This is a genomic window from Roseibacillus ishigakijimensis (assembly GCF_016595415.1).
Lineage (GTDB): Bacteria > Verrucomicrobiota > Verrucomicrobiia > Verrucomicrobiales > Akkermansiaceae > Roseibacillus > Roseibacillus ishigakijimensis.
The window spans coordinates 39,963-63,718 of the sequence record NZ_JAENIO010000014.1 but is presented as its reverse complement, the minus strand read 5'-3'; the positions used below and the strand labels follow the sequence as shown (position 1 = coordinate 63,718).

Sequence of the window (23,756 nt, the reverse complement as noted above, 5' to 3'; positions counted from 1 at the left end):
CGATCAATCGGCCCAAGCGAAAAGCTTGGGCCCACGAAAGCCCGCACTGGAAGTTCAGGCCGCCCTCGTCGGCCGGGCTGGTCTTAGCCTTGCTTGGCTCGTCGCGCAGCCTTGAAGGACTGGATGCAGAGGAAGAGAAAGAAGCCGCAAATCACGAGCATGGCCAGCATGATGGCCGTGGCGAGATTGAAGACGAATTCGCCCTTGATAGCGGTGGGGATGAGGCGGCCCAGGGGGGCGAGGAAACCCAACAGGGCAAACACCGCCGCGCCATGCATGCCATGCTTTAAGAGGTGATCCTTGCGGGCGACCAGCGAGCAGAGAAGGATGGGAAGACCGGCTATGGCCGGGATAAGGGCGGTCCAGCTGGCCATTCCACTGGCAAAGTAACCGATGAGGGCCACGGCGATGAGAATGGATCCGGTGAGGATTCCTTTTTGGGGCATGTCGTTCATGTCCGGTTACGGGACTTGGGAACTCGTCCCTTGGCAAGGAGAATTGGCCCCGGGAGGCGGGAAAAATGAGGGCTTTTTCACCTTTGCGGGTGGGATCTCGTTCTATCGCTTGCCTTTTTTCGGAGGAAGGTGCTAGTCTTCGCGGCCCTCAGCCGTTCCTCCGGCTGGGAAACGCTGTTCTCTATTATGTCCGAATCCCTGATGTCCTCGCTCAACCCCGATCGGGCCACGTTGAATTTCCTCAACAGCTTTCCAGAAGCTGTCCAGAAACGTGGTGAAAAGCTTCAACAGGAGGGAGGGGTCTCCCAGATCTTCGGTAACCACCTCTTCATCCAAGGCCGGGTTGACGAAAAAGGGAATACCCATCGCACGACCCTTCGCCTGCAGGGGAATCGCTGGTTCGGAAGCTGCACCGCGGAGGACGAGAAAGCCTCGGGTGCCGCGCAATATGCCACCATGTTGGAGCGTCTGCAGCGGGGAGAGGATCTGCCGGAATCGCCCAACGAATTCGACGATGCCCCCATCCTGGACCTGATTGAGGAAAAATTGGACCGGGAGCTGGATGACAAGGAGGCCGACTTCGTCTCCAAAGTAGAGAAACGTTACCGGCGCTATGCCATCGAGGGGGAAATCCACGACCACGATATGGTCCGGCTGAGCCCCCGGTGGGAAATCCAGACCTATGAGCCCCTGGAGCTCTGGCCCGTGCCTCCGGGCGATATCCTCGAGTTCTGGAACTACATCGCCTACGCCTTTTACAAGAAGAAGCTCCCTTACCCGGAGTTTATGAACTGCATCACCGATCTGGCGGAAGTGCAGAAGAAGATGAGCGAATGGGAGCAGGAGCGCGAGATTGCGGCTTGGTATGAACGCATCGAGAGCGTGAATGAGCGGCCGCCGCAGGAGCAGCCGGTCAATCTCTCGCTGCGCATTGTGGCCACCATGAACGAAGCCCGCCTGCAGGCGCGCGAGGAAGAAGGCGAATGGTATCCCGTCTCCGAGAAGCCTGAAATCGAGCGTCTCAGGAGTCTTTACGCGGATTCCGCCCTCCGCATGGATGCTTCCAGCCAGATTTTGTGGGAAGAGTTCATCTCCTACCTCGAGCGCACCAACGATGCCAAACTGGATTTGGATGATGAAGAGGCGTGTTCCATCATGAACCGCCTTTTCCGCCAGAAGGCGCTCAAGGGTTATATGGTGAACCTCGATGAGCGGCACTTCAAAGTGGTGAAGGATGCCTTGCGCTGGCAGTGCGAGGATGTTCCCGGCAATAAGGAGGTTTTTGCGCTCCAGCTGGTGACCAAAGCGGGCAATCCGGTCTCGCACTCGGTGCGTCTTCTCCCCGGTCGGGAGGAACTCTACCAGTCTGACGAAACCGTCTTCCCCGGGCCGCCCCGTTGGTTGGACGATACCGAGGTCATGCCCCGCTACGACATTCCCTTCGGGGTGATTGACTCCTTGGAAGGAGTGGAGTTCCTGCGCAAGATTGGGGCCACTCTGCCCAAGTCCATGAAGCGCCGGGTGGTCGATCTGGACCTCTACCCGCGCTTCAAGATGCGCATCGAGCAAGGTTTGACGGCGGCGGAAACCGAGCACTTGGTGATGGACGTCACCGCCTTGGAGAAGCGTGGTCGCCGCACCGAGAAGCTCATTCGCGGGGGATGGGATGTCGTGGAGCAAAAGCCCGTCCGGGGCAACCAGTTGCTCCGCTTTGCCCGTGAGAAACTTTACCCCGTGCCCGATTTGTTGAGCGAAATGGGGCTCACCTACGATGAGAAACTGGGTGAATTCAAGTCCCGGGTGACCAAGCAGTTCCCGGAAAAATTCGCTGAATGGGTGGAGGCCATGCCTCCCTTCGTGGAAGTCGAGATGGATGGCAAACTGAAGACCATTCTGGCCGACCCGGTTTCGGCCGCCATCCGCTTCGAAGTGGTCAACCAAGAGATCGACTGGTTCGATCTCCGCGTGGTCATCGATGTGGAAGGGGTCAATCTTTCCAAAACCCAGATTCGCCAGCTTGTCGCGGCGCGGGGTGGCTACGTCCGCATGGACGATGGCACCTGGATGCGTCTGGAAATCAAGCTGGATGATGATCAGCGGGATGCGGTGACCCGTCTCGGGCTCGATCCCTTCGATCTTTCCGGCGAGACCCACCGCATGCACGCCATGCAATTGGCCGACCCCAAGGCGGCCGAGGTTTTCGATCCCAAGGCTTGGAAGCGCATCAAGGACCGGGCGAAGGATATCCAGCTGGAGTCCAATGCCGAGGTGCCCAAGAGCCTCAATGCCGAGTTGCGGCCCTACCAGGCCGAAGGCTTCCGATTCCTGGCCTACTTGGCAACCAATGGCTTCGGTGGTATCCTGGCCGACGATATGGGCTTGGGCAAGACGGTGCAGAGTATCTCCTACATCCTCTGGTTGCGCGAGCAAGCGGAGGCCGAGGGACGTCGCATCCCCGCGCTGGTGGTCTGTCCCAAGTCCGTCCTCGACGTCTGGGCCATGGAGACCGCCAAGTTCGCTCCCAAGCTCAATGTGCAGGTGCTGCGCAGTCGCGATGAGTTCGACAAAGACCAAATTCTCAACTCCATCGACGTGCTCGTGCTCAACTATGCCCAATTGCGGGTCTGCGAGGAAGAGCTCAAGTCGGTCCGTTGGCTGGTGGTGGTCCTCGATGAAGGGCAGCAGATTAAGAACCCCGACTCGAAGGCGGCCAAGGGGGCCCGCGATCTGGAGGCAGAGAATCGTCTCGTGTTGACCGGAACTCCCATTGAGAACCGCCTGATGGACATGTGGTCCCTGATGGCCTTCGCCATGCCCGGGGTTCTGGGTAGCCGGGCTTACTTCAAAAAGCGCTTCGACAAGCGCAAGGATCCGCTTTCTCAAAACCGCCTCGCCGCCCGGCTGCGCCCCTTCCTGCTGCGCCGCACCAAGCTGCAGGTGGCCAAGGACCTTCCCCCCCGGACGGAGGAAGAGGTTTACTCCAAGATGGAGGGCATCCAGCTGGAAATGTATAAGGCCGAGCTCAAGCGCATCCAAAAGGCGCTCCTCGGTCTCGACTCCGATGAGGCGGTGAAAAAGAATTCCTTCGCGATTCTGCAGGGCCTCATGCGCCTTCGTCAGATTTGCTGTCACCCGGGGCTGATCGATCCCAAGTATCTCAAGGAAGAAAGCTCCAAGCTGACCTCCCTCTTCTACCTTCTCGACCAGTTGCGTGAAGAAGGACACAAGGTGCTCGTCTTCTCCCAGTTCGTTTCCATGCTGGAAATCATCAAAGCCCAGCTCGAAGTGGATAGCCGGCCCTTCAATTACCTGACGGGGCAGACCAAGGATCGCCGCGGCGAGATTGAGAAATTCCAGACGACCAAGGATCCATCGGTCTTCCTCTTGTCGCTCAAAGCGGGTGGAGCGGGCCTCAACCTCACCTCCGCCTCCTACGTCATCCTCTACGATCCCTGGTGGAACCCGGCGGTGGAAAACCAGGCCATCGACCGGACTCACCGCATCGGTCAGAAGAACAAGGTGATCGCCTATCGCCTTCTGACCCGGGACTCGGTGGAGGAGAAGATTCGCGTGCTCCAGCACCAGAAGACAGCGTTGGTGACCAACGTCCTCGGGGACGAAGGTTTTGCCAGCAATCTGGGCATCGATGACCTGCAGTTCATCCTGAGCCATGGCGGCGAGATGGATGATGAAGACGATTTGGGAGACGACTGATGATCCGGGTCTACGCCTACGACAAGTGCTCCACCTGCCGCAAAGCCCTGCAATGGTTGCAGGCGCGCGGCATTGAGCATGAGGTCCGGGCCATTAAAGAGACGCCGCCCGGGGATGAAGACCTGGCGGCGATGTTGGCGGGCAAGGGAGGAGAATTGCGCAAGCTTTTCAACACCTCTGGAATGGATTATCGCAAGCTGAACCTGAAGGAACGCGTGCCGACCTTGACGGAGCAGGAGGCCTTCGCGCTTTTGCAAAGCAATGGCATGTTGGTGAAGCGTCCCTTCTTCATCGGGGAGGGAAAGGCTCTCACGGGTTTTCGCGAAAAGGAGTGGGAAGACGCATTCGCCTGATTGCGGCGGTGGTCCTGCCCGCAGTCGGGTTTGAGTCCGTTAGGGCAGCAGTTCGCTGGGAATCCGGGCGGGATCGAAGCTTCGGGTCCGGTTCTTGCGGAACCATTTCCAAGCAAGGGGCACGAACACGGCCAGGGCCACGAGCTTGCAGAGGGCGATTGGCAAGTAGGCGAAGCCGATGGTGAGGAGGAGCGCGATGAGCCCGCCAAAGACCACGAGATTGAGAGCGAGGTAGAACCACCAGAGAAGAGGGTGGCAGCCCGTGATCAGCTGGCAATGGGGAGCGTGGTAGGCGGTCTCGCGAATGAGAAGGCGCACCCAGTGGCGGTAATCCTCCGACTGGTCCTCGAAATCGCCGAATCCCCGGTAGCGCTCGTTGCTCAGGGTGTAGCGGAGACCGTGGCGGAAAGTGATTTCGCAAAGATAGCGATTGGGTTGCACCCGGGTGGGCTCAAAGCGGAGCCGGAGCCGGCTGGCTTCGCTGAGAGGGGTGACCTTAGGAGCTTGGTCGGGAAGAAGGAGAGCCAATTGCCCGGCGCGCAGGCGGTAGCTGCGCTCGTTCTCGGTCGCGCTCCGGCGGGCGGGGTAGCAATCCCCGGTGGGGAGTTCCGGCGGGCCGGAAGAGAGGGGCATCTCGAAGTTCATCAGGAAAACAAAGGGGCCAGCTTGCGCCGGGAAGGGGCTTTCTGCCGAGGAGAAAGCCAGCCATCACGTCCTAACGGGTTGCTTGCAGGCTCATTTTATGAAAGTTTCCATCGTTCCCACGAACCAAACTATGAAATTGATCCCGCAATTCCTCGCCGTAGCCGCACTGGCGGCTGGCTCCTTCCTGATGACCTCCTGCGGAGGGGGGGCTCCGACCGCGAATACGACTCCCGCCAATTCCTTCAAGTTCGACCCGCCGGTGACCCAGCCGAGCAACCCGAATAACGTCAAAATCGCGATCAGCACCACTGCCCAGCGCCTTTACGTGGTGGAGGGAGACAAGGTGCTCATGGCCACTCCGGCTGCCGTGGGCAAGGCTTCTTCGCCGACTCCCAAAGGCACTCACCGCATTCTTTCCAAGACCAAGTTCCGCCGTCGCCAGAGCCAACCGGGTCGGGGTTATCCCATGACTTACTGGATGTCCTTTTATGGTCCGGCCTATGGCATGCACTGGGGTTTTGTGAAGCCCTATCCCTGCACTGCCGGTTGTGTGCGCATGCCGCTCAACTCCGCTCGCAAGGCCTTCAATCTCGCTCGCGTGGGCACTCCGGTGCACGTCGCCAGCAGCCAGCCTTGGGATGCCACCATCGGGGCCAAGTTGCCCAATCTGGACGACTCGCCCCTTCCGGATCCACCGAATTCCTACATGCAGAGCCAGCAGGTCTTCACTGATGCCGAGCAGGGCAAGATGTGGAATTTCTAAGCCGTTTCGACTTTCTTTCTGGAGAAACCGGTCGCGTGAGAGCGCGACCGGTTTTTTTCGGTCTACTTGCCAGTGGCAAAGGCTTCGCGAATGACGGCGAGGATTTCGCTTTTGCCGGTTCCTTTTTTGGAGGAGGTCACGATCATTTCCGGCAGGGGATTGTAGTGCTCGCCCAATGCCGCAGCGAAGCGCTCGGTATTTTTCTGCAAGGGAGTCTTCTTCAAGCGATCGGTCTTGGTGAAGAGAATGGTGTGGGGGCGGCCCAGATCGGCCAGCCAGAGGATGAAGTCCAGATCGAGAGCCTGGGGCGGAATCATGGCGTCGACGAGCACGAAGACGTGCTGCAATTGCGGTCGATCGGCGATGTAGTCGGCGATCAGAGTGGCAAAAAGCTCGCGCCGTTCCTTGGATTTACGCGCGTAGCCGTAGCCGGGAAGGTCGACGAGATGGCCGGCCTTGGGTGGAATGGCGAAGTAGTTGATGAGCTCGGTTTTGCCGGGTCGGGAGGAGGTCTTGGCCAACTCCTTGCGGTTGGTGAGCATGTTCAGGAGCGAGGATTTGCCCACATTGGAGCGCCCGATGAAGGCGACCTCGGGCAGAGGGGTTTCGGGGCATTCCGCCAGCTCGGGCGCGGAGGTCAGGAAGGTGGCTTGGCCGATATTCATGGCCCTGTTCTAACCTTCTTTCCCTCCGCTGACAAACGCGGGCTTAGTCGCGTTTGTGCAAAGTGATGATGACCGATTTGGAGGTCGGAGTCTGGCTCGTGGCGGCGGTGGAATTGATGGGCACCAAGACGTTGGCCTCGGGGTAGTAGGCCGCCGCCGTGCCCCGGGGGGTCTCGTAGGGAATGGCTAGAAAGAGCTTCGCAGTGCGGCTCTCGCCCTCGAAGTGACTGGTGATGTCCACCGCTTCCTCGGCTTCGAGTCCGCGCTCTTTCATGTCTTCGGGATTTAGGAAGATCACGCGGCGCTCGTTTTTGATACCCCGGTAGCGGTCGTCCAGGCCGTAGACCGTGGTGTTGAACTGGTCATGGCTGCGGAAGGTTTGCAGGAGGAGCTGGCCGTCTTCCAGAGCAAGGGGGCGGAGGGGATTAACGGTGAAGTTGGCCTTGCCGGTGGCAGTGTTGAAAACGCGCTTTTTGACCGCATTGGGCAGATAGAAGCCGCCCGGTTGGCGCAGCTTGTTGTTGAAATCCTCGAAACCGGGGATGACGCGGGCGATGCGCTCGCGGATCTGGTCGTAGTCCTTCTCGAAGGCTTGCCAAGGAACTTGCGAGCGCTCGCCCAAGGTGGCGGCAGCCAGGCGGCAAATGATGGCGGGCTCGCTGAGGAGGTGGGGCGAGGCCGGCTCGAGGGCACCACGCGAGCTGGAAACCACGCCCATGGAATTCTCCACCGAGACCATTTGCGGGCCCGTGGCCTGGTGGTCGATCTCGCTGCGTCCGAGGCAGGGAAGGATGAGGGCCCGCTTGCCGGTGACGAGGTGGCTGCGATTGAGCTTGGTCGAGACGTGGGCGGTGAGCTGGCAACGGCGCAGGGCGCACGCGGTGTAGTGGGTATCGGGTGCGGCAGAAAGGAAGTTTCCGCCCAGGGCAAAAAAGACCCGGCCTTCCCCGGCGTGCATGGCGCGGATGGCCTCCACGGTGTCGTAGCCATGCTTGCGCGGAGAGGTGAAGGCGAACTCCTGATCGAGACGAGCTAGAAAGCTCTCCGGCGATTTTTCCCAAATGCCCATCGTGCGGTCGCCCTGCACGTTACTGTGCCCACGCACGGGGCAGAGCCCGCTTTTGGGGCGGCCAATCTTTCCGGTGAGGAGGTGCAGATTGACCACTTCGCGAATGATTTCCACCGAGTTGTGGTGCTGGGTGAGCCCCATCGCCCAGCAGGTGATGGCGTTTTCGGCCTGGAGAAAAATGGCGGCCGCCTGGCGAATCTGCTCTTCGCTGAGACCGGATTGGTCGACGAGTTCCGCCCATTCCACTTTCTCGGCGGCGGCCTGGAATTCTTCGAATCCTGCGCTGTGAGTGCGCACGAAGTTTTCGTCGACCACGGTGCCGGGATTTTTGGCCTCGGCCTCAAAGGCGCACTTGATGAGGCCCTTGAAAAGAGCGAGATCGCCGTTGAGTTTGACCGGGAGGTGGAGGGAGGAAAGAGGGGTTGCTTTGCCCAGCATGCCGGAGACTTTTTGGGGATGGGCAAAGGCGCGCAGCCCCGTTTCCCGCAGGGGGTTGACGGAGATGATCTGGCCCCCGTTTTTGACCGTTTGCTCGAGGGAGGTCAGCATGCGGGGATGATTGGTGCCGGGGTTTTGTCCCACTACCAGCACGCAATCGGTGGTTTCGAGGTCTTCCAGGGTGACGGTGCCTTTTCCAATGCCAATGGTCTCGCTCAGGGCCGAACCACTGGACTCGTGGCACATGTTCGAACAATCGGGAAGGTTGTTGGTCCCGAATTGGCGCACAAAGAGTTGGTAGACAAAGGCGGCTTCGTTGCTGGCTCGCCCGGAGGTGTAGAAGATGGCTTCGTCGGGGTGCTCGCAGGCATTGAGCTCCTCGGCGAGGACGGCGAAGGCCTCTTCCCAGCTCACCGGGCGATAGTGGCTGGCTCCCTCGTCGAGGAGAAAGGGCTCGGTGATGCGGCCGGCGTCATTGAGCCAGTAGTCGCTTTTTTTGCCCAAATCGAGTAAGGAGTGAGTGGCGAAAAACTCCCGATCCACGCGGCGATTAGTGATCTCAGTGGCCACGGCCTTGGCGCCGTTTTCACAGAATTCGGCCATGGAGCGCTTGCCGTCCGGGTCTGCCCAGGCGCAGCTGGGGCAGTCGAACCCGTCCTTTTGGTTGAGCTTGGTGAGGGCCTTGGTGCCGCGCACAGGATCGGTATGGGCATGGATCTGGGCCAGACTGGAAATCACGGCTGCCGAGCCGACGGCATGGGCCTTGGGCTCGCTGCGATGAAGATCAGAGAGCTCGCGGGGCGGTTCGGCATCGGGAAGGGTCTCGGGCGCGGATTTCATCTCGTTAGAATAAAGGGGAGAGGCTGGGGACTGCAAGCGAATGCTGCAGAAGTGGGGTCACCCTGGTGTGAAACGCAAAATCGGGTGGCGACAGGGAGGGGGGTTGCTTTTCTGGGCCTGATGGGGGCAGGATTTCGCCAACACGACCATGACCACTTTTCGCGCAATCGCCATTGATGGCCCGGCCGCTTCGGGAAAAAGCACCGTCGCCCGACGGTTGGCAGAAGATTGGGGGCTGACCATGGTCAACTCCGGGGCGATGTATCGCGCGGTGACTTGGGAGGTTCTGCGCCGCGACATCGCCCCCGAGGCTAGTGCGGAAATCGTCGCGCTCTTGCCCCAGGTGCAATGGGGCTGTGTGATTCGCGACGGGCAGACGGTGATGAAAGTCGATGAGGTCGAGCCCACTCTCGAGCAGTTGAAAAGTGATGAGGTCAACGCCGCCGTCTCCCACATTGCCGCCATTCCGGAAGTGCGCGAACTCCTGGTCGCCAAGCAGCGGGAGTTCCTCGCCTTGGGCGATCTCGTCATGGAAGGACGCGACATTGGCACCGTGGTCTTTCCCGATACCCCCTACAAAGTGTTCGTCACCGCCAGCGAGGAAGTGCGGAGCCAGAGGCGCGCGGCCGAGGGGGCTGACGATGCGGTCAGCGAACGGGATAAACGCGATTCCGAGCGCAAGACTTCTCCCTTGCGAGTGGCCGATGGAGCCATTCTTGTCGACAGCTCGGACCTCGCCATCGAGGAAGTGGTGGCAAAAGTGAAGGAAGAATTAACTCATCTGGGATGGAACGCATGAAGCTGATACAGAATATGAACTGGACTTATTGGGCGGGCTGGAGCTGGTTCCGCGGGGTGGCCAAGGCTTCTTTCAACTACGAAGTGGTTGGCCGCGAGCGCCTCATCGAAGAAGGTGGGGCCCTCGTCGTTTCCAATCACGTGAGCTTTCTCGACCCCCCCTTGGTGGGCATCGCCCATCGCAAGGGTGTCTTCTACCTGGCCCGCAAGACTCTCTTCAAGGGCTTTACGGCCTGGCTTTATCCGCGCTGGAATTCCATCCCCATCGACCAGGAAAATCCCGACATGAGCAGTCTGAAGAATATCATCAAATTGCTCAAATCAGGCGAGCGGGTGGTCATGTTTCCGGAGGGGGAACGCTCTTGGGATGGGCAGCTTTTGCCCGCTAAAGCCGGGGTTGGTCTCATCGTTTCCAAGGCCCGGGTGCCGGTCTTGCCAGTGCGGCTTTTCGGGGCTCACGAGGCCCTGCCCCGGGGCGCTTCTTTTTGGAAAAACCGCCAGGTGACCCTAGTGGTGGGGGAGCCCATTGAGTTTACGGAAGAGGAGCTCAAGGGCAAAGGACGGGAGGCCTACCAGGCGATCGCGGACAAGGTGATAGCGGCCATTGCTGCCATCGAGCTCCCGGAGCGTCGCTAGCTCACCTTCGGGCCGTTTTCGGCCTTCGCTCCTATCACAAGAGCGCTGCCAATATCGGCAGCAATTTGACATCCAATGGGACAGCCCCTGTCCAATGGGCGGAGCAAATTTGCGTGACAGTTCACGCTGTTGACAATTTTGTGTCTAACTAGTGGACAATTTGGAATGGAATGTGCAGGTATAGTGTCCACGACAGTGTGATATCTATGAAAAAAACTGCTCTAATTTCAGCCCTTCTGCTAGCGGCAGTGGGCCAAATGTCGGCGCGTTCCTACTTTTTCGGCTTCGTTGACGATGAATTCAACAACGCCGCAAACTGGTCTCGAGGCCTTCTCTTTACCGGGAACAACGGATTCTTGATGCGAGACGCCGAGATGTCAGGCAACTACAACACCGCAACGGGAATTGGTTATCACCTTTATCTTAATGCTGAGCTGCGAACCGGCAGTTTCGAGTTGCAGCATCGTTCTGGAAACAACGGCACGGACCTTCACATCGCGAATGGATTTGGTACGGTCGGGCGCTTGATTGTGGAAGAAGGAGGGCGACTTGATGTGGCTGGAACCGGGGCGGACGTTTTTGTCGGAACCAACTACGGGGAAGGTCATCTCGTCTTCGAATCCGGTTCGACTTTTCAGATCAGCAAAACTTTGGAGGTCCATCATGGCTCCGTCACCATGGGGTCGGGAGCGATTGCGGATGGCAATTTTCAGGATGAGCTGGTCATCGATAAGGCGACCTTGGCCTTCGAAATCAGCAAGAACGACGAAGGGGGTTTCGACAACTTCACCTTCACCGGACAGTCTTTGCAGGTGGAATTGGGATTGGGTTCCACTCTGGAGCTGACTTTCGATAGTCCTCCCGAGTTGGGGACCACCTTTGACCTCATTACGGGAGTGAGCGGATTTGTCGGCGTCACCGGTCGTTCGGGCGACGGCACTTTTGGCCAGGTCGTGGCCAATGGTTTGGCGGAAGGAACCGCTGTTGAGGTCGTTTACGGCGCGAATGCTTTGCAGGCGACCATTGTCGCCGAGACTGCTCCGGCCAATGATTTGATTGCCCCGCTATTTGTGCGTGAACTTTTGCAGGCTGAAACCCAGTCCTACACCGTGACGGTGGCTAATGGGGGCACGAGCTCAGCCATTGCCATTTCTGATCTCCAGATCACGGGCGGCGATGCCGCCGACGTGAGCAATCTTTCTTACCCGGATAGCATTCCGGTGGGGGGAAGCGCGGATATCACCTTCGATTTCACGCCTTCCGTGGCCTCTGCCCGGCATCATTTTGCCCTCGAGATTTATGGCGAAGGTGAGGTGCTGCTTGATGCGGTGCCGGTGGAACTCCAGTTGCTTGGGGCTGTCGGGACGACCAATACCGACCTGATTAATTTCGGTGAGGTGGTGCCTGGTTCGGGGATTCAAACCTACACTCTGACGGTTACTAACAATGGAGAAAATGATGCGTTGGAATTTCCCGCCGATGAGGAGGGGGTTTCTGATTCGGTGATTCTCCAAAACCGCAGCGGCTTTTCCTTTGGTGAGATGCCGGAGGCCATTGCACCGGGAGAAAGCGCTGAAATCGAGGTCTACTTCGACGCCGGGACGGAAACGGGAGATTTCATTGGAGCCTTGGAATTGAACACGACGGCCTATCCCAGTGCGGTGGTTCGGGTGGGCTTGCAGGCCACGGTTGCCAATTACAGCCCGCAGTTGGAAGCGACGGAGGCCGTGACCCTGGCCCAGAACTCCGCGAGTCAGACGTTCTCGATCATCGTTGAAAACGCTGCTGGCGATGAGACCACCCCATTGGCTCTTTCCGGGGTGACGGTGAGCGGTGCTGATGCCGGCCTTGTTTCCAATCTGGTCTTTCCGACCACGATCGCAGCAGGCGTGCGGGAGGTGGTGAACTTCGACTTCACCCCCACTCGCAGCGGGGCTCACACCTTCGAGATGGAGATTGCCTCCAACGACCTCTCCCAACCGTCGCCCCGGGTGGTTTCCATCACTATCAATGTGGCCGGTCCCCAGCTTTCGTCGGTGGGCTCCTTCGATTTTGGAGCGATTGCCTATTCCGATGACGCGCGCGTGATTGGCTCGGTCCCGGTGACCAACAATGGAGCGGTGGGCAATCTCGTATTTGATGAGACGAATTCTTACGCTTTTGATGAAAACGATTTTGAAATTGTTTCCTTCCCCGAGCCCTTGGCTCCCGGGGCTTCTGGAGTGGTGGAGGTCGCCTTTTTCCCCTTCTATAGCGGATTCTACGAGGATGACCTCATTTTGACCCTCGATGGGGAGGAAGGCTCTCTGACCATTCCCATGACCGGTTTTATGATGGCGTCGGGGAATAGCGTGGGCTTTGACTTCGGAACGGCGGATTCCCCCGTGGCGGAAGGCTACCGTCCTTTCGTGGTCTCCGAAGGCGCGACCACGAATGGGAGTGGCATCAGCTTGGCTATCCAGTCCCGCGATGGTGACCTTGTTGCTGGCACCGATGCGGAAGGCGGGGATGATTTGTCAATTGATGGGGCGGAAACCACTTATAATGGAAGTGCGGGCAATTACATCAGTGTTCTCATCAGTGGTCAGCAGACTGGTGAACTTGCCTTCTACAGTCACTTCAATATGAGCGGAACCTCTTTTGGGGTGCCCTTGGAAGTCACCTTCGGCGAGGTTGGCAGCGAGGAGGCTCCGATTTACGTCGGGCCAGTTCTGCGCACCGGGAAGCTTGGCGATGTCTTTGACGTGGAGAGCGGAAAAACCTACGAGCTGCGTATCACTGAGAATGCCAATTTGAATTCAGCTTATATCAGTAGCCTTCTCCTCTCCGGTTCGGCGGTGCCTGATGACGTTCCCTCTGCTTACCTTGCTTTTGCAAGTGCGGCGGGGCTGGATCCTGCGACCACGGGAGCCATTGAGGAGGATGCCGATGGCGATTCCCTGCCGAATGGGCTGGAATGGGTTGTCGGTGGTGCTGTTGCGGATACGGAAAGCTCGGACCTTGATAAATTGCCCACCGCGCTGATGACCTCAGCGGATCCCGATGGCGATGAGGAGATGGGTGATTATTTCGTCTATCGCTTCCCCCGCTCGTCTGCTGCTGGTGGCGATGCCCGCACCTCCATAGCGGTGCAGTATGGTTCCGATCTTTCAGGCTGGGACACCGCGGTTGACGGGAACGCCGGAGTGGTCGTGGTCGAAACCGTCGATGGCGTGGAAAGCGGTGTCGATTTGGTGGAATACTACCTGCCTGCTTCCTTGGCCGTCGAAGGCTCACTCTTCGTCCGCCTTTCGGTTCAGGTTTTCTAAGACCATTCATAATTAGAAAGTTTTAATCCTTTTGGACCAAGGCCGCCCTCGCCGGGCGGCCTTTTTATTTTGAGAGAGATGGAACGTTTTCTGCTATTTTCTCGCTCATTATCCCCTATCGTTTCGGGTTTCAATTGGGTGGTTTTGTGAATTATGCTTTCCAGAGTCACCCGGGCGATGAGGGGATGAGCAACCAAATCCAATAATTAGATGAAACAAACACACACACTCATCGGACTGGCTTTGTTCACTGCGGGATCGCTTTCGCTACCTGCGGCGACGACCTTTGTCAGCACAACCAGTTCGGACTTCAACGACGCGGGCAATTGGGACAATGGTCTCCCTGATACCGTGGCTGCTGCCGGGGATGATGACGAAGGGATCATTCCGGCTGGAGCCAATGTGATCATGTCCGCCGACTATCAGACCGAGACCGGGCGGCGTTTCTACATGACCATCAATGGCAGCCTCACCGTGGGTTCGCACGAGCTCCAGCTGCGGGCCGGAAGCAGTGGTTCAAGCTCAAGAGGCTATGGCGATGTCATCGTGGATGGCGGCTCTCTTCTCATCGGCAGCGGGGGCACGCTGGACTTGGCTGGGGTGGGGGCGGATTTGTTCGTGGAAGGAGGGGGCTCGGTGAGTTTCGCTTCGGGAGCGAATTTCCAAGCCTCCAAGGCCATTTCCGTTAATGGGGGCACGCTCTCTTTTGGGGCGACCACCGTTCATGTGGGCAACACCCAGGATGAATTGATGGTGCAGAATGGCACCGTGTCCTTTGACTTCGACGCTTCTTTCCAGCACTTCAGCTTGACCGGGCAATCTCTCGTTCTCTTGCTGGGCGGGGGATCTGGGATCGATTTGAATTTCGCCACTGCTCCCAGCCTGGGCAGCAGTTTTGAGCTGATCAATGGCATCACGACTTATGTGGGCGAGTTTTCCACGGTCACCGCCAGCGGGTTGGATGCCGGGCAGAGCATCGAAATGCTCTATGAGGGAGGAACTTTGACCGCAACGGTTGTTCCCGAGCCTTCCAGTGTTCTTCTGCTCATGGGGGCCCTGCCTTTCGCGCTGGCCCGCCGCAAGAAGTGAGCTTCTTTGGGTTCCTGACGAGAGTTGAGGCTGCTTCTCTTGTCAGCCAATAAAAAAAGCCGTCCCTTAGGCAGGGACGGCTTTTTCCATGGATCCCAATACGCGGAAAGCTCAAGGAGTGACCTGCAGGCGGAGAAAGAGGGGTTCGTCTTCGATCAGAGTTTCGGGAAAGAAGAAGCGGATTTCGTCAATGTCCGGGCCGTAGTGGTCGGGCGAAACTTCCCGGCTCACTCCATTTTCACCGGCCACGGCTTCATGCCAGCTGAGGAGGTCGGAGCTGTGTTGCACGATTTCCGGCAGTGGCTGGGCCTTACGATAGCGGTAAATGAGGCGCCCTCCCTCGTTTTCCCGGTCGACCAGGGGGAGAAAGTCGGTCAGAGGAGTGAAGGGGTGGGGGGCACCGAGGAAGAATGCGATGCCATTGGGCACTCCGTCACCGCTGGCATCGGCGGAGAAGTCGGCGAGGGCCTCGCTGACCCCCGCTTCCTGGATCCAAGTTTCGTAGGGTGAATTGCTCACCGCGACCAGAGCGACGACCGGAGCGTCGTTCGCGGTTTGGTAGGCGTAGTTCAGCTCATAACCTGCTGGCAGGCCTTCCACGGATTGGAATTCTCCAGAAAGGGAGCCGTAGGCGATCAGGGGGTAGGCGGCTTCGGTGAATCCTTGGCCCAAGTCGCTCAGGACGAGTTTGCTTTGAGCGAGGTCGAGGGTGCCTGTGACTTGCAGGAGGTCGCTATCCGCCCCGTCAACTTCCAGCAACAAGCGCCCCGGAGCGAGATCGTTGGCCACGGTCAGAGTCCCGATGGATGCGCCTGGCGAAAGGGTCCCGTTGCCAGAAAGGGCACTGCTGATGGTCCCGCCGCCGCCGAGAGTGGCTCCTTCTTCCACGTGAATCTTGGAATGCTCCCAGTTCACTCCGTCGGCCACGAGGAGGGTGCCGCCCGCCAGGGTGGTGGTGCCGGTCAATTGTGGGGCCGTCTCCACAGTGAGGGTGGCCGAGCCTTCCTTGCGCAGACCCCTCAGAGGTTCGAACTCGGTGACGGCTCCCGCCAAAGTGAATTGCGCGTCGCCATCACCGGTGATCAAGAGGTCGCCATAGACTTCGAGGGGCAGTTCCAGGCGGGCCTCGAAGTCGGCCCCGGTGGTCGTCAGCCCGATGGTGGGGGGCTGATTGGTGAGGTCGTTGACGAGAAAGAGGGGGGCTCCGTTCACACGCAAGGATTGCGGCGTGTCGCCCGCAAACTCACCCGACAAATCGATGCGGTTGACCATGGCAGGAAGCCCGGTGAGACGGGTGAGATTGTTCTGGGCTGCATAGGAGAAGGATTCCCGGGCGGGAAAGTCGAGAACGCAGTTGGCAAAGAAGTCGCTGGTCAGGAGCGTGTCGGGAGCATTGGTGTCCGGATCCATCCAGGCACCTGGTTTGTTCCAGAGAGTGGTCGCTTCGGTAAGGTCGGCCTCCACCGAGCCGCGCTCGAGCACGAAATTATCCAGTCGGGCAAAGCCGGAACCCAGTTGCGCGGAGTCGATGAGCACGAAGAGGCGCTTCCCGGCTGCGGAAGCAGGAATGGGGGAAAAAAGGGCGCTCTCTTCCTGATAATCGCTGTTGCTGCGGGAGAGCTGGGAATCCAGGCCTTGAATCAGGGTTCGTTCGCCCGTCGCGGTGTCGTCGGAGGTGGTGAAGAGGGAGACCCGGATGCGGTCCAGGTTGTCACTCCAGTTGGAGGCATCCGCCCACACATATTGGACCCGGAAGTTCTCTCCTCCCTCCAGGGTGTGGCCGGTGTCGAGGCCAAAGCCCCGGCCCGGGCTCTCCGCGATGACCGCATTGCGGGAGCCGTCGAAGGTGAGATCCGTTCGCGTGGCGACGGTGGTCTGACTGGTGCTCTCGGCATTGAACCACTCCGGCGTGTCTTCGAAGCTTTTCGTACTGAGACCGCTGCTGGCATTGAAGTCGCCATTGCGCAGGCTGCCTCCCACTAAGGTCTCTTCGGAGGTGAAGATGAGGTCGTTGCTGGGTTGGGGGGCAAACACGAAACGATCATTGAGGTTGATGGAATCGGGTTCGTCGCTCAAGCCGGCATGGCGCGGTTTGTCGTTCTTTGCCTCGAAGGCGGTGAGGTGTCTGATCAAGGAGGAGGCGATTTCGGGCTCCTCATTGATGAGGTTGTTGGCCTCTCTGATGTCATGGGCAAGGTTGTAGAGGGCGAAGTTGGAGCTCGCACTGGCCTTGACGAGTTTCCAATCGCCGTGCCGGAGACTGGCCTTTTCCCCGGAGCGAATGGTGATCGTCTCATGAGGAGCGGAGGTGCGCTCGCCCCGGAAGTAGGGCAGCAGATTCACTCCGTCCATGCCTCCGGGCAAAGGAGCCTCGGCCGCCCCCAGGCAGGTGGGCAGAATGTCGATGGAATGGATGGGATGGTGAAAGGTCGACTGGGCGGGAATTCCCGGACCGGCCATCAGGAAGGGCACCCGGGTGCCGCCCTCGTAGACCGAGCCCTTCCAGCCATTCAAGGGAGTATTGACCGTGCCGATTCCCGAGGCTCCCCCGTTGTCGTTGATGAAGATGAAGTAGGTTTCCTCGCTCAAGTCCACGGAGCCATCCCCGGCCGGATCCGCGATTTTATCCATGAGAAGGCCGATTTCCTTATCCATGGTGAGCACCATGGAAGCGTAGTTCTTGCGGGTGCCGCTGAGCCCGGCCAAGCGCGGATCGTCGATATCCGGCGAGGCCCCAATGGGCGAGTGGGGCGCGGTGAAGGCTACGTAGAGAAAGAAGGGGTCCTCATCCTCGTAGTGGCGGTCGATGAACTGGAGTGCTCCTTCCCCAAAGCCATTGGTGATGTAGGCGTTGAGGTCCGGACGGGCGGAGGAAGAGGGATTCGCATCCACATTCCACGGGGCGGAGGTTTCCAAGACCGTGTCCGAGAAGGGCTCGCGAATGGTGGAACGCAGGGCCCGGGTCACCGTCTCGGCTCCGACTTCGTAGTTCCGGGAGCCGCGCCAGATTCCATGGAATTCATCCACTCCCTTGTATTCGGGTCGGTTGCCGAGTCCGGCGGAATCGTCGCGGGCACCCAGGTGCCATTTGCCAATCGCTCCCGTGGTGTAGCCCGCCTCCTTCATCCGGTCAAAGATGGTGACCGCCTCCGGAACCAGTCCGTCTTGCGCGGTGGGGCTGGTCAAATTGTTGATGTTGAACTCGTAGCCGATGCGATTCTGGTAGGAGCCAGTCACGATGGCCGCGCGCGAGGGGGAGCACACTGGAGCGGTGTAGGCATTGGTGCAGAGCACTCCCCGGGCCCGCAAGGCGTCCAGATTGGGCGTGGGGACGGGCGACGGTGCCTGTCCGGGATTGAGGGTCTGCAGGTAGTCATCCATAAATCCCCAGTCCGCATATCCGGCATCGTCGGAGATGAGGACGATGACGTTGGGCTTCTCTGCAACGGCGCTCACCAGGCTTGTTAGGTAGCTAGCGGCAATTAGGAATACTCTCATTTCTTTTGTCTGTAACGATTATCGTTTGGTTTGGAAAGCCCGAAGCTTCGTAAAAAGAGTTCTTTCTAGCTCAAAGCGTGCACAATTCTGGAGAAATTTCGTCTGGGGGAGGGCGGCGCGGCGGGATTCCCGGGGCTGGCTCCATTTTGCAGTCGTTCTCGCGGTGGTCTTTCCCTAGAGTCAGGCAATGATTTGGGTCTGGTCAAAGTTGTCAGCGGTCAAGTGGATGGATGCCTGGGAAGAGCGCTTCTACGGCAATCAAAATGCGGTCATTACCTTGCTGAAGGGCGGAGCAAACTTGCGAATTGAGGTTTACAACGAAAGCGAGGAAGAAGCGGAGACCCTCCGTGACTACTGGGGTGGCTCGGTGCGCAAGATCGTTAAAGAGGACTGGGTGGCCAAGTCGGCGGTGGTGAAGCCGCCCTTGAAGATTCGGAACGAGCTCGTGGTCACGATGGAAGGGGATGGTCCGGCCTTGGAGAAGCTGCGCGAGGAGTATGGGGACCGCCATGTCATCTCAGTGCCGCCCGAGATGGCCTTCGGGACCGGGGATCACCCGACGACGGCGACTTGTCTGCGTCTACTGGTGGACGAGGCCCGCCAGCGCCGGGGCACTTCCTGGGATTTTCTCGACTTGGGCAGTGGCTCGGGCTTGCTGGCCATTGCGGCCCGGCACCTGGGGGCGGAGCGGATTGCGGCCATGGACTATGATGAGACTGCGGTGGGGGTGGCCCGGCGGAACTGTGAACGGAATGGCCTGTCGCTAGAGGATGGGCGCGCGGTCATGGAGGTGGGCGACATCTTCGAGTGGGAGCCGGCGGGACGCTTTGAGGTGGCCGTGGCCAATGTCTTTTCCGATGTGCTCATTGCCGCCATGCCCCGGATGGTGCCGTGGGTGAAGCCCCAGGGAGTCTTGATCGTCTCGGGGATTCTCAATGAGCAGTGGCCTGCGGTGCGGGAGGCGGGAGAGCGGGAAGGGCTTGTCTTTGCCGAGCCCTTGCCGCGGGGGAAGTGGACCACCGCGCGCGGGGTGCGCGTGGGGTAGCGGCCTCTTCCACTCAGCCGCCAAGCCTCTTCAGGGCACCGGCACTTTGGAGAGAAGGCGGCTGATGAGGGTATCGGTGGAGATGTTTTCGGCCTCTGCTTCGTAGGAAAGGAGGATGCGGTGGCGCAGGACCTCGGGGGCGAGGGACTTGACGTCCTGCGGGGTGACGTAGGCCCGGGAGTTCATGAAGGCGTGGGCCCGGGCGGTGAGGGCGAGGTTGATGGTGGCCCGGGGGGAGGCCCCGGCGCGGATGAGCGGGACCAAACCCTGGTCATACTTCAAGGGAGAACGGGTGGCGTGAACCAGATCCACGATGTATTCGCGCACCGCCGGGTCGATGTAGATGCGGTTGAGGAGCTGGCGGCTGGCAGCCAGTTGCGCGGGCTCGGCCACCGGGTTCACGGCCGGGGGCTTGCTGGTGTTGGCCATCAGATCGAGGACTTTCATTTCCTCTTCCTTGCTGGGATAGTCCACGAGCACTTTGAGCAAGAAGCGGTCGAGCTGGGCTTCGGGCAGGGTGTAAGTGCCCTCTTGATCGATGGGGTTCTGGGTCGCCAGGACGAGGAAAGGCTCGGGCAAAGGGTAAGTGGTGTCGCCCAGGGTGACCTGGCGCTCTTGCATCGCTTCCAGGAGCGCGGCCTGCACCTTGGCGGGGGAGCGGTTGACCTCGTCGGCAAGCACGAGATTGGCAAAGATGGGCCCCAACTTGGGGTCGAATTTTTGCTGCTGGGGATTATAGATTAGGGTGCCCAGTAAATCGGCCGGAAGTAGGTCGGGAGTGAACTGAATGCGGGAGAATTGGAGCTGGAAGCAGGAAGAAAGGGTGTTGACGGCGAGCGTCTTGGCCAAGCCGGGGAGGCCTTCCAGTAGGATGTGGCCGTTGCACAAAAGACCGAGTAAAAGGCGGTCTACAAGCTGGTTCTGGCCGATGAGGACGCGGGACATTTCCTGTCGCACGTCGCTGATCCAGCGGGAGGACCCGGCAATTTCGTCCGAGAGTTTCTGGGTGTCGGTAGTTGTGTCAGCCATTTCGGAGGGAATCTCTACAGGGAATCAACGATGGGGTGAACCGGTAATGTTTGAAAAATTTGCGGGGACCAGCAGGCGGAGGGCTCAGCGCAGCCAACCGGAGTGGAAAGTGGGGGCTTGGTGGCGGGTGAAGTAATCATCGCTGATGTAGAGAGCCGGGGAGTAGTCATCGAGGTGCTCGCCATAAGGGGGGCGGCGCACCTTGCGGCCGAGGCGGGCGTCCTCGGGTTGGCTCTCCGCGATGCTCACCGGGGTGCCGTTGGAGACGAGGCGGTAGAATTTGGGAGCGATATTCTCGTGCAGGCGCAGACAGCCCCGGGTGCAAGGCTCCGCCTTCAACCAGCCGGTGTGGAAGCCCAGGCCGGGGGCGAACTCACACCAGTAGGGCAGGGGATGACCGGTGAATTTCCAACCACCCGGTTGGGCGCCGGCTTCGCTTTCCTGCACATATCCCGCCGCGCTGTAGGCCCACCCGTGGCGGGGAGAGCGGTGCCGGGTCAGCTTGCGCAAAATGGTGAAGTTCCCCTGGGGAGTGGGGGTGCTCCGGGCTCCAATGGAGACGGGCATGATGAGTAGGGGCTTGCCGTCTTCCAAGACGTAGGCCGCTTGCTTGCGAAGGGAGACTTTCACCTCCACTGCCGACCGGTTCTCGGGCAGTTTGGCTTCGGCGTCAAAGTTCTGGTAGGCTGCGAGGCGGGGATTGCGCGCGTTGCTCGTCGAGGTCGTCGCGCCACAGCCGGAAAGGAGAAAGCAGCTCGCGAGGATGACGGCGGAGCTGCTGAAGGTCAGGAATCGCATGTTTGGGTCCGGGAAAAGAGAGGGGTGAAGGTGTGAGGAGATTAACGGCGGACCCGCTCCCAAGATTTCACCACATTGTTCTCGAACCAGACCGTGCCGGAGCGGGCCGGCACATATTCAATGGTCGGGGCATAGCCGAAGCCGTGATAACCCCGGTGGCCATAGCGGCCATAGCGTCCGTAGCCGGAGCCCCAGTAGCCGTAGACATGGTTGTGATAGACCGGGTAGAGGCTGGTGTAGTCCCATCGCATGGTGTGGACCCCATCGGCCTCGCCCTCCAACTGGCGGTCGGGCGAGCCCAGGGCAAGGTAGACGGCGTGGGGAGACATTCCTTTTTCAATCCGCCCTTGGGAGACGAGCTCCTGCTCAGCCAGGGAGAGTTGATTGTAAAGGTGGGGGTTCTTCTCGATGCGGCTGGTGGGGTTGGAGGTTCCGCAACTGGAGAAGAGGAGGGCCGTGGCGAGGGCCAGGATGGGGAGGAGGATTTTCATGGCGGTAACTTAGACCCGATCGCCACCCTGAAAAGTCAGAAAAATCGGGGGATGGGGGCGGAAAGAAACTTGCCAAAGGGGGAGGGAAGGGCGCACTTTGCGGAGCGAACCCCAAATCAGATCAACAATGTCAGACGTGCTTAGAGACGAAGAGCTGGCCCAGGCTCTCAAAAAACATCCGGAATGGGAAATCAGTGACAGCGGCAAGGAAATCTACCGCGTCGTGGAATTTGAAGAGTTCACTGAAGCGATTGATTGCGTGAATGATATTGCGGAGATAGCCGAGGAGGCCCAGCATCATCCGGATATTGATATCCGTTATTCCAAGGTGACCTTCCGCCTGACCACCCACGATGAAGGCGGAGTGACTCCGGCCGATATCGAGATGGCCCAGCGCATCGACAATCTCATCGATTGAGTGCTCCCTCCTTCCCTAGCCTTGCCCGAGGAGATTTGCCCTCCTTGCGGTCAGGATTGCGGGGCCATTCTTCTTCGGTGACAGCTCTGTCACGCAATCGGAATTGCGCCCTCCTGAAACGAGACGAAATGGTGTCTCTTCTCTGCCCGTAAGGAAGGTGCCAGCGTGCCAAGTCCTTTCCCAAGAGCACCCGGTCTTGGGCGGACAATGGCCCCGGGCCCACACACACCACTATGAAATCGTCGAACTTTTCACTCAATCGTCGCCATCTTCTGCAAGCCAGCCTCTCTGCCGGAGTCGGGAGTTTCCTCTTTTCTGGTTCCGCGCGCGCTGAGGAAAAAATGAAGAAGGGCCAGCGGCCCACCGGGATTGTCTTCATGGTGTCCGATGGCATGAGTCAAGGGGTGCTTCCCATGGCGGAGGCGTTTTCCCAGCAGATTCGCCAAAAGGGAACCGCTTGGTGGCAGCTGCTGAGTCACCCCACTGCGGCCCACGGCTTGATGGATACCCCTTCCTTCAATTCTCTGGTCACGGACTCGGCGGCGGCATCGAGCGCCTGGAGCTCGGGCCAGCGCGTGCCCAATGGACAAATTTGTGTCGATGCCAAGGGAGCCAACCTTGAGCCCATTGGGCTGACCTTGAGCAAGGAGAAGGCGCGTCTCGGCCTAGTCACCACTTCGCGGGTGACCCATGCCACCCCGGCTGGCTTTGCCACCAATTCGCCCAGTCGCGATGATGAGGATTTCATTGCCCCCCAGTTCCTTGATCGGGCTGAGATTCTGCTCGGAGGAGGCACGCGCCACTTCAAGGCTGGCGACCGCAAGGACGGCAGAGACCTTTTCGCGGACTACGAGAAAGCCGGTTATCAGGTTGTGGGGAGCCGGGATGAACTCTTCCGGGCGGGTCGCGGCAAGTTGCTGGGCACTTTTTGGGACAGTCACCTGCCCTATTCCTTGGACCGTAATCAGAGTGCAGCTTTGCAAAAGCAGGTGCCCACCCTGGCGGAAATGACTTCGGTGGCGCTGCGGCGTTTTCTCTCCGGGCGAGCGCCCTTTCTCCTCCAGGTGGAGGGTGCCCGGGTGGACCACGCCGCGCACGGCAACGATATCGGCGGTCTGCTCCACGATCAGCTGGCCTTCGACGATGCGGTGGCCAAGGTGCTGGAAATGGTCTCGGACCGCGACGACATCCTGGTGGTGGTGACCAGCGATCACGGCAATGCCAATCCCGCTCTCAACGGCACCGGAGCCCGCTACACCCAGACCAACCAGCACTTCGAGCATGTTGCCAAGCTGAAGGCTTCCCACGAGGAACTCTTGGCCCGGTGGAAGAAGAAAGAAGGGGGCGTGAAGGATTGGCAAAAGCTGGTGGAGAATACTTGCGGCTTCCAGCCCACCCAAGCCGAGTCGGAGGCGGTGCTCGATTCAATCAGCGGTCGGGAAGTGATCGAATGGAGTCACCAGCTGAACAATCCGGCGGGACTGCTGGGGCAGATGGTGGGGAATCACACTGGCACCGGTTGGACCGGGGTGAGTCACACCGCCGATCCCACCCAGCTGAGCGCTCTCGGAGCAGGCTCGGAGCAATTTTCCGGGCTGATCCGCAATGACAGTGTGCGTGACCGCATTCTGGGCCTATTGCTTGGTTAAGATCGGTTGTTTCACGGTCAGGATTCCCGGTCCGGAGCGCGCTTTCTTCCGCCTC

Annotated in this window: 18 protein-coding genes; 10 read left to right on the top strand and 8 right to left on the bottom strand. The window is 59.5% G+C overall.

Features of this window, described 5'->3' with window-relative positions:
* Window positions 1–83 precede the first annotated feature (83 nt).
* Window positions 84–455, bottom strand: a complete 372-nt coding sequence (locus JIN78_RS07360; RefSeq protein WP_200391304.1) for a hypothetical protein — start codon at window positions 453–455, stop codon at window positions 84–86.
* 186 nt (window positions 456–641) lie between these two features.
* Here JIN78_RS07360 and JIN78_RS07355 point away from each other — a divergent pair, with 186 nt between their 5' ends.
* Both JIN78_RS07355 and JIN78_RS07350 read left to right on the top strand, forming a co-directional pair.
* Window positions 642–4,169, top strand: a complete 3,528-nt coding sequence (locus JIN78_RS07355) for a DEAD/DEAH box helicase (RefSeq protein ID WP_200391303.1) — start codon at window positions 642–644, stop codon at window positions 4,167–4,169.
* Window positions 4,169–4,522, top strand: coding sequence for an arsenate reductase family protein (locus JIN78_RS07350; RefSeq protein WP_200391302.1), 354 nt, complete (start codon window positions 4,169–4,171; stop codon window positions 4,520–4,522). Before JIN78_RS07355 ends, JIN78_RS07350 begins: the two co-directional genes overlap by 1 nt.
* A 39-nt stretch (window positions 4,523–4,561) precedes the next feature.
* Here the strand turns inward: JIN78_RS07350 and JIN78_RS07345 are convergent, their stop codons facing one another.
* A complete protein-coding gene (locus JIN78_RS07345) occupies window positions 4,562–5,167 on the bottom strand; it encodes a hypothetical protein (RefSeq protein ID WP_200391301.1) in 606 nt (201 codons plus the stop codon).
* 130 nt (window positions 5,168–5,297) lie between these two features.
* On the opposite strand from JIN78_RS07345, the gene JIN78_RS07340 reads away from it, so the two are divergent.
* Window positions 5,298–5,930, top strand: coding sequence for a L,D-transpeptidase (locus JIN78_RS07340; protein WP_200391300.1), 633 nt, complete (start codon window positions 5,298–5,300; stop codon window positions 5,928–5,930).
* Window positions 5,931–5,992: 62 nt separating this feature from the next.
* Here JIN78_RS07340 and yihA read toward each other — a convergent pair whose 3' ends face one another.
* Together yihA and JIN78_RS07330 are read right to left on the bottom strand one after the other, a co-directional pair.
* Window positions 5,993–6,595 (bottom strand): ribosome biogenesis GTP-binding protein YihA/YsxC, encoded by a 603-nt coding sequence (yihA, locus tag JIN78_RS07335; protein WP_200391299.1) that lies wholly within the window; start codon window positions 6,593–6,595, stop codon window positions 5,993–5,995.
* 43 nt (window positions 6,596–6,638) lie between these two features.
* Window positions 6,639–8,942: an FdhF/YdeP family oxidoreductase gene (locus tag JIN78_RS07330; RefSeq protein ID WP_200391298.1), complete on the bottom strand. Its 2,304-nt coding sequence runs from the start codon at window positions 8,940–8,942 to the stop codon at window positions 6,639–6,641.
* A 148-nt stretch (window positions 8,943–9,090) separates the two neighbouring features.
* On the opposite strand from JIN78_RS07330, the gene cmk reads away from it, so the two are divergent.
* The 4 genes from cmk to JIN78_RS07310 all read left to right on the top strand — a co-directional run bounded on the left by cmk (window position 9,091) and on the right by JIN78_RS07310 (window position 14,773).
* Entirely contained in the window at window positions 9,091–9,741 is a 651-nt protein-coding gene (cmk, locus tag JIN78_RS07325) for a (d)CMP kinase (protein WP_200391297.1), read from the top strand.
* Window positions 9,738–10,376, top strand: a complete 639-nt coding sequence (locus JIN78_RS07320) for a lysophospholipid acyltransferase family protein (RefSeq protein WP_234037858.1) — start codon at window positions 9,738–9,740, stop codon at window positions 10,374–10,376. Before cmk ends, JIN78_RS07320 begins: the two co-directional genes overlap by 4 nt.
* A 257-nt stretch (window positions 10,377–10,633) precedes the next feature.
* Window positions 10,634–13,684: a choice-of-anchor D domain-containing protein gene (locus tag JIN78_RS07315; protein ID WP_200391296.1), complete on the top strand. Its 3,051-nt coding sequence runs from the start codon at window positions 10,634–10,636 to the stop codon at window positions 13,682–13,684.
* Window positions 13,685–13,894: 210 nt separating this feature from the next.
* Window positions 13,895–14,773, top strand: coding sequence for a PEP-CTERM sorting domain-containing protein (locus tag JIN78_RS07310; protein ID WP_200391295.1), 879 nt, complete (start codon window positions 13,895–13,897; stop codon window positions 14,771–14,773).
* A gap of 111 nt (window positions 14,774–14,884) precedes the next feature.
* Here the strand turns inward: JIN78_RS07310 and JIN78_RS07305 are convergent, their stop codons facing one another.
* Window positions 14,885–18,271, bottom strand: coding sequence for a sulfatase-like hydrolase/transferase (locus JIN78_RS07305; protein WP_200391294.1), 3,387 nt, complete (start codon window positions 18,269–18,271; stop codon window positions 14,885–14,887).
* A gap of 187 nt (window positions 18,272–18,458) precedes the next feature.
* On the opposite strand from JIN78_RS07305, the gene JIN78_RS07300 reads away from it, so the two are divergent.
* Entirely contained in the window at window positions 18,459–19,316 is an 858-nt protein-coding gene (locus JIN78_RS07300) for a 50S ribosomal protein L11 methyltransferase (protein ID WP_234037857.1), read from the top strand.
* 30 nt (window positions 19,317–19,346) lie between these two features.
* On the opposite strand, the gene JIN78_RS07295 is transcribed toward JIN78_RS07300, so the two are convergent.
* From JIN78_RS07295 to JIN78_RS07285, 3 genes are all read right to left on the bottom strand, one after another.
* A complete protein-coding gene (locus JIN78_RS07295) occupies window positions 19,347–20,345 on the bottom strand; it encodes an AAA family ATPase (protein WP_200391293.1) in 999 nt (332 codons plus the stop codon).
* 84 nt (window positions 20,346–20,429) lie between these two features.
* Window positions 20,430–21,143 (bottom strand): L,D-transpeptidase, encoded by a 714-nt coding sequence (locus tag JIN78_RS07290; RefSeq protein ID WP_200391292.1) that lies wholly within the window; start codon window positions 21,141–21,143, stop codon window positions 20,430–20,432.
* A gap of 41 nt (window positions 21,144–21,184) precedes the next feature.
* On the bottom strand, window positions 21,185–21,634 hold the full coding sequence (locus JIN78_RS07285) for a hypothetical protein (protein WP_200391291.1): 450 nt from the start codon (window positions 21,632–21,634) through the stop codon (window positions 21,185–21,187).
* Between the two features lie 127 nt (window positions 21,635–21,761).
* On the opposite strand from JIN78_RS07285, the gene JIN78_RS07280 reads away from it, so the two are divergent.
* Both JIN78_RS07280 and JIN78_RS07275 read left to right on the top strand, forming a co-directional pair.
* Complete coding sequence (locus JIN78_RS07280) at window positions 21,762–22,052, top strand: 4a-hydroxytetrahydrobiopterin dehydratase (RefSeq protein ID WP_200391290.1); 291 nt, start codon at window positions 21,762–21,764, stop codon at window positions 22,050–22,052.
* Window positions 22,053–22,285: 233 nt separating this feature from the next.
* Window positions 22,286–23,701 carry an alkaline phosphatase gene (locus JIN78_RS07275; RefSeq protein WP_200391289.1) on the top strand — a complete coding sequence of 472 codons (1,416 nt, stop codon included), beginning with the start codon at window positions 22,286–22,288 and terminating at the stop codon, window positions 23,699–23,701.
* Window positions 23,702–23,756: the final 55 nt, after the last annotated feature.

What these genes read in the sequence shown, in the direction of transcription:
- JIN78_RS07360 (WP_200391304.1), bottom strand. Translation starts at nt 455, where the DNA reads ATGAACGACATGCCCCAAAAAGGAATCCTCACCGGATCCATTCTCATC.
- JIN78_RS07355 (WP_200391303.1), top strand. Translation starts at nt 642, where the DNA reads ATGTCCGAATCCCTGATGTCCTCGCTCAACCCCGATCGGGCCACGTTG.
- JIN78_RS07350 (WP_200391302.1), top strand. Translation starts at nt 4,169, where the DNA reads ATGATCCGGGTCTACGCCTACGACAAGTGCTCCACCTGCCGCAAAGCC.
- JIN78_RS07345 (WP_200391301.1), bottom strand. Translation starts at nt 5,167, where the DNA reads ATGAACTTCGAGATGCCCCTCTCTTCCGGCCCGCCGGAACTCCCCACC.
- JIN78_RS07340 (WP_200391300.1), top strand. Translation starts at nt 5,298, where the DNA reads ATGAAATTGATCCCGCAATTCCTCGCCGTAGCCGCACTGGCGGCTGGC.
- yihA (WP_200391299.1), bottom strand. Translation starts at nt 6,595, where the DNA reads ATGAATATCGGCCAAGCCACCTTCCTGACCTCCGCGCCCGAGCTGGCG.
- JIN78_RS07330 (WP_200391298.1), bottom strand. Translation starts at nt 8,942, where the DNA reads ATGAAATCCGCGCCCGAGACCCTTCCCGATGCCGAACCGCCCCGCGAG.
- cmk (WP_200391297.1), top strand. Translation starts at nt 9,091, where the DNA reads ATGACCACTTTTCGCGCAATCGCCATTGATGGCCCGGCCGCTTCGGGA.
- JIN78_RS07320 (WP_234037858.1), top strand. Translation starts at nt 9,738, where the DNA reads ATGAAGCTGATACAGAATATGAACTGGACTTATTGGGCGGGCTGGAGC.
- JIN78_RS07315 (WP_200391296.1), top strand. Translation starts at nt 10,634, where the DNA reads ATGTCGGCGCGTTCCTACTTTTTCGGCTTCGTTGACGATGAATTCAAC.
- JIN78_RS07310 (WP_200391295.1), top strand. Translation starts at nt 13,895, where the DNA reads ATGAAACAAACACACACACTCATCGGACTGGCTTTGTTCACTGCGGGA.
- JIN78_RS07305 (WP_200391294.1), bottom strand. Translation starts at nt 18,271, where the DNA reads ATGAGAGTATTCCTAATTGCCGCTAGCTACCTAACAAGCCTGGTGAGC.
- JIN78_RS07300 (WP_234037857.1), top strand. Translation starts at nt 18,459, where the DNA reads ATGATTTGGGTCTGGTCAAAGTTGTCAGCGGTCAAGTGGATGGATGCC.
- JIN78_RS07295 (WP_200391293.1), bottom strand. Translation starts at nt 20,345, where the DNA reads ATGGCTGACACAACTACCGACACCCAGAAACTCTCGGACGAAATTGCC.
- JIN78_RS07290 (WP_200391292.1), bottom strand. Translation starts at nt 21,143, where the DNA reads ATGCGATTCCTGACCTTCAGCAGCTCCGCCGTCATCCTCGCGAGCTGC.
- JIN78_RS07285 (WP_200391291.1), bottom strand. Translation starts at nt 21,634, where the DNA reads ATGAAAATCCTCCTCCCCATCCTGGCCCTCGCCACGGCCCTCCTCTTC.
- JIN78_RS07280 (WP_200391290.1), top strand. Translation starts at nt 21,762, where the DNA reads ATGTCAGACGTGCTTAGAGACGAAGAGCTGGCCCAGGCTCTCAAAAAA.
- JIN78_RS07275 (WP_200391289.1), top strand. Translation starts at nt 22,286, where the DNA reads ATGAAATCGTCGAACTTTTCACTCAATCGTCGCCATCTTCTGCAAGCC.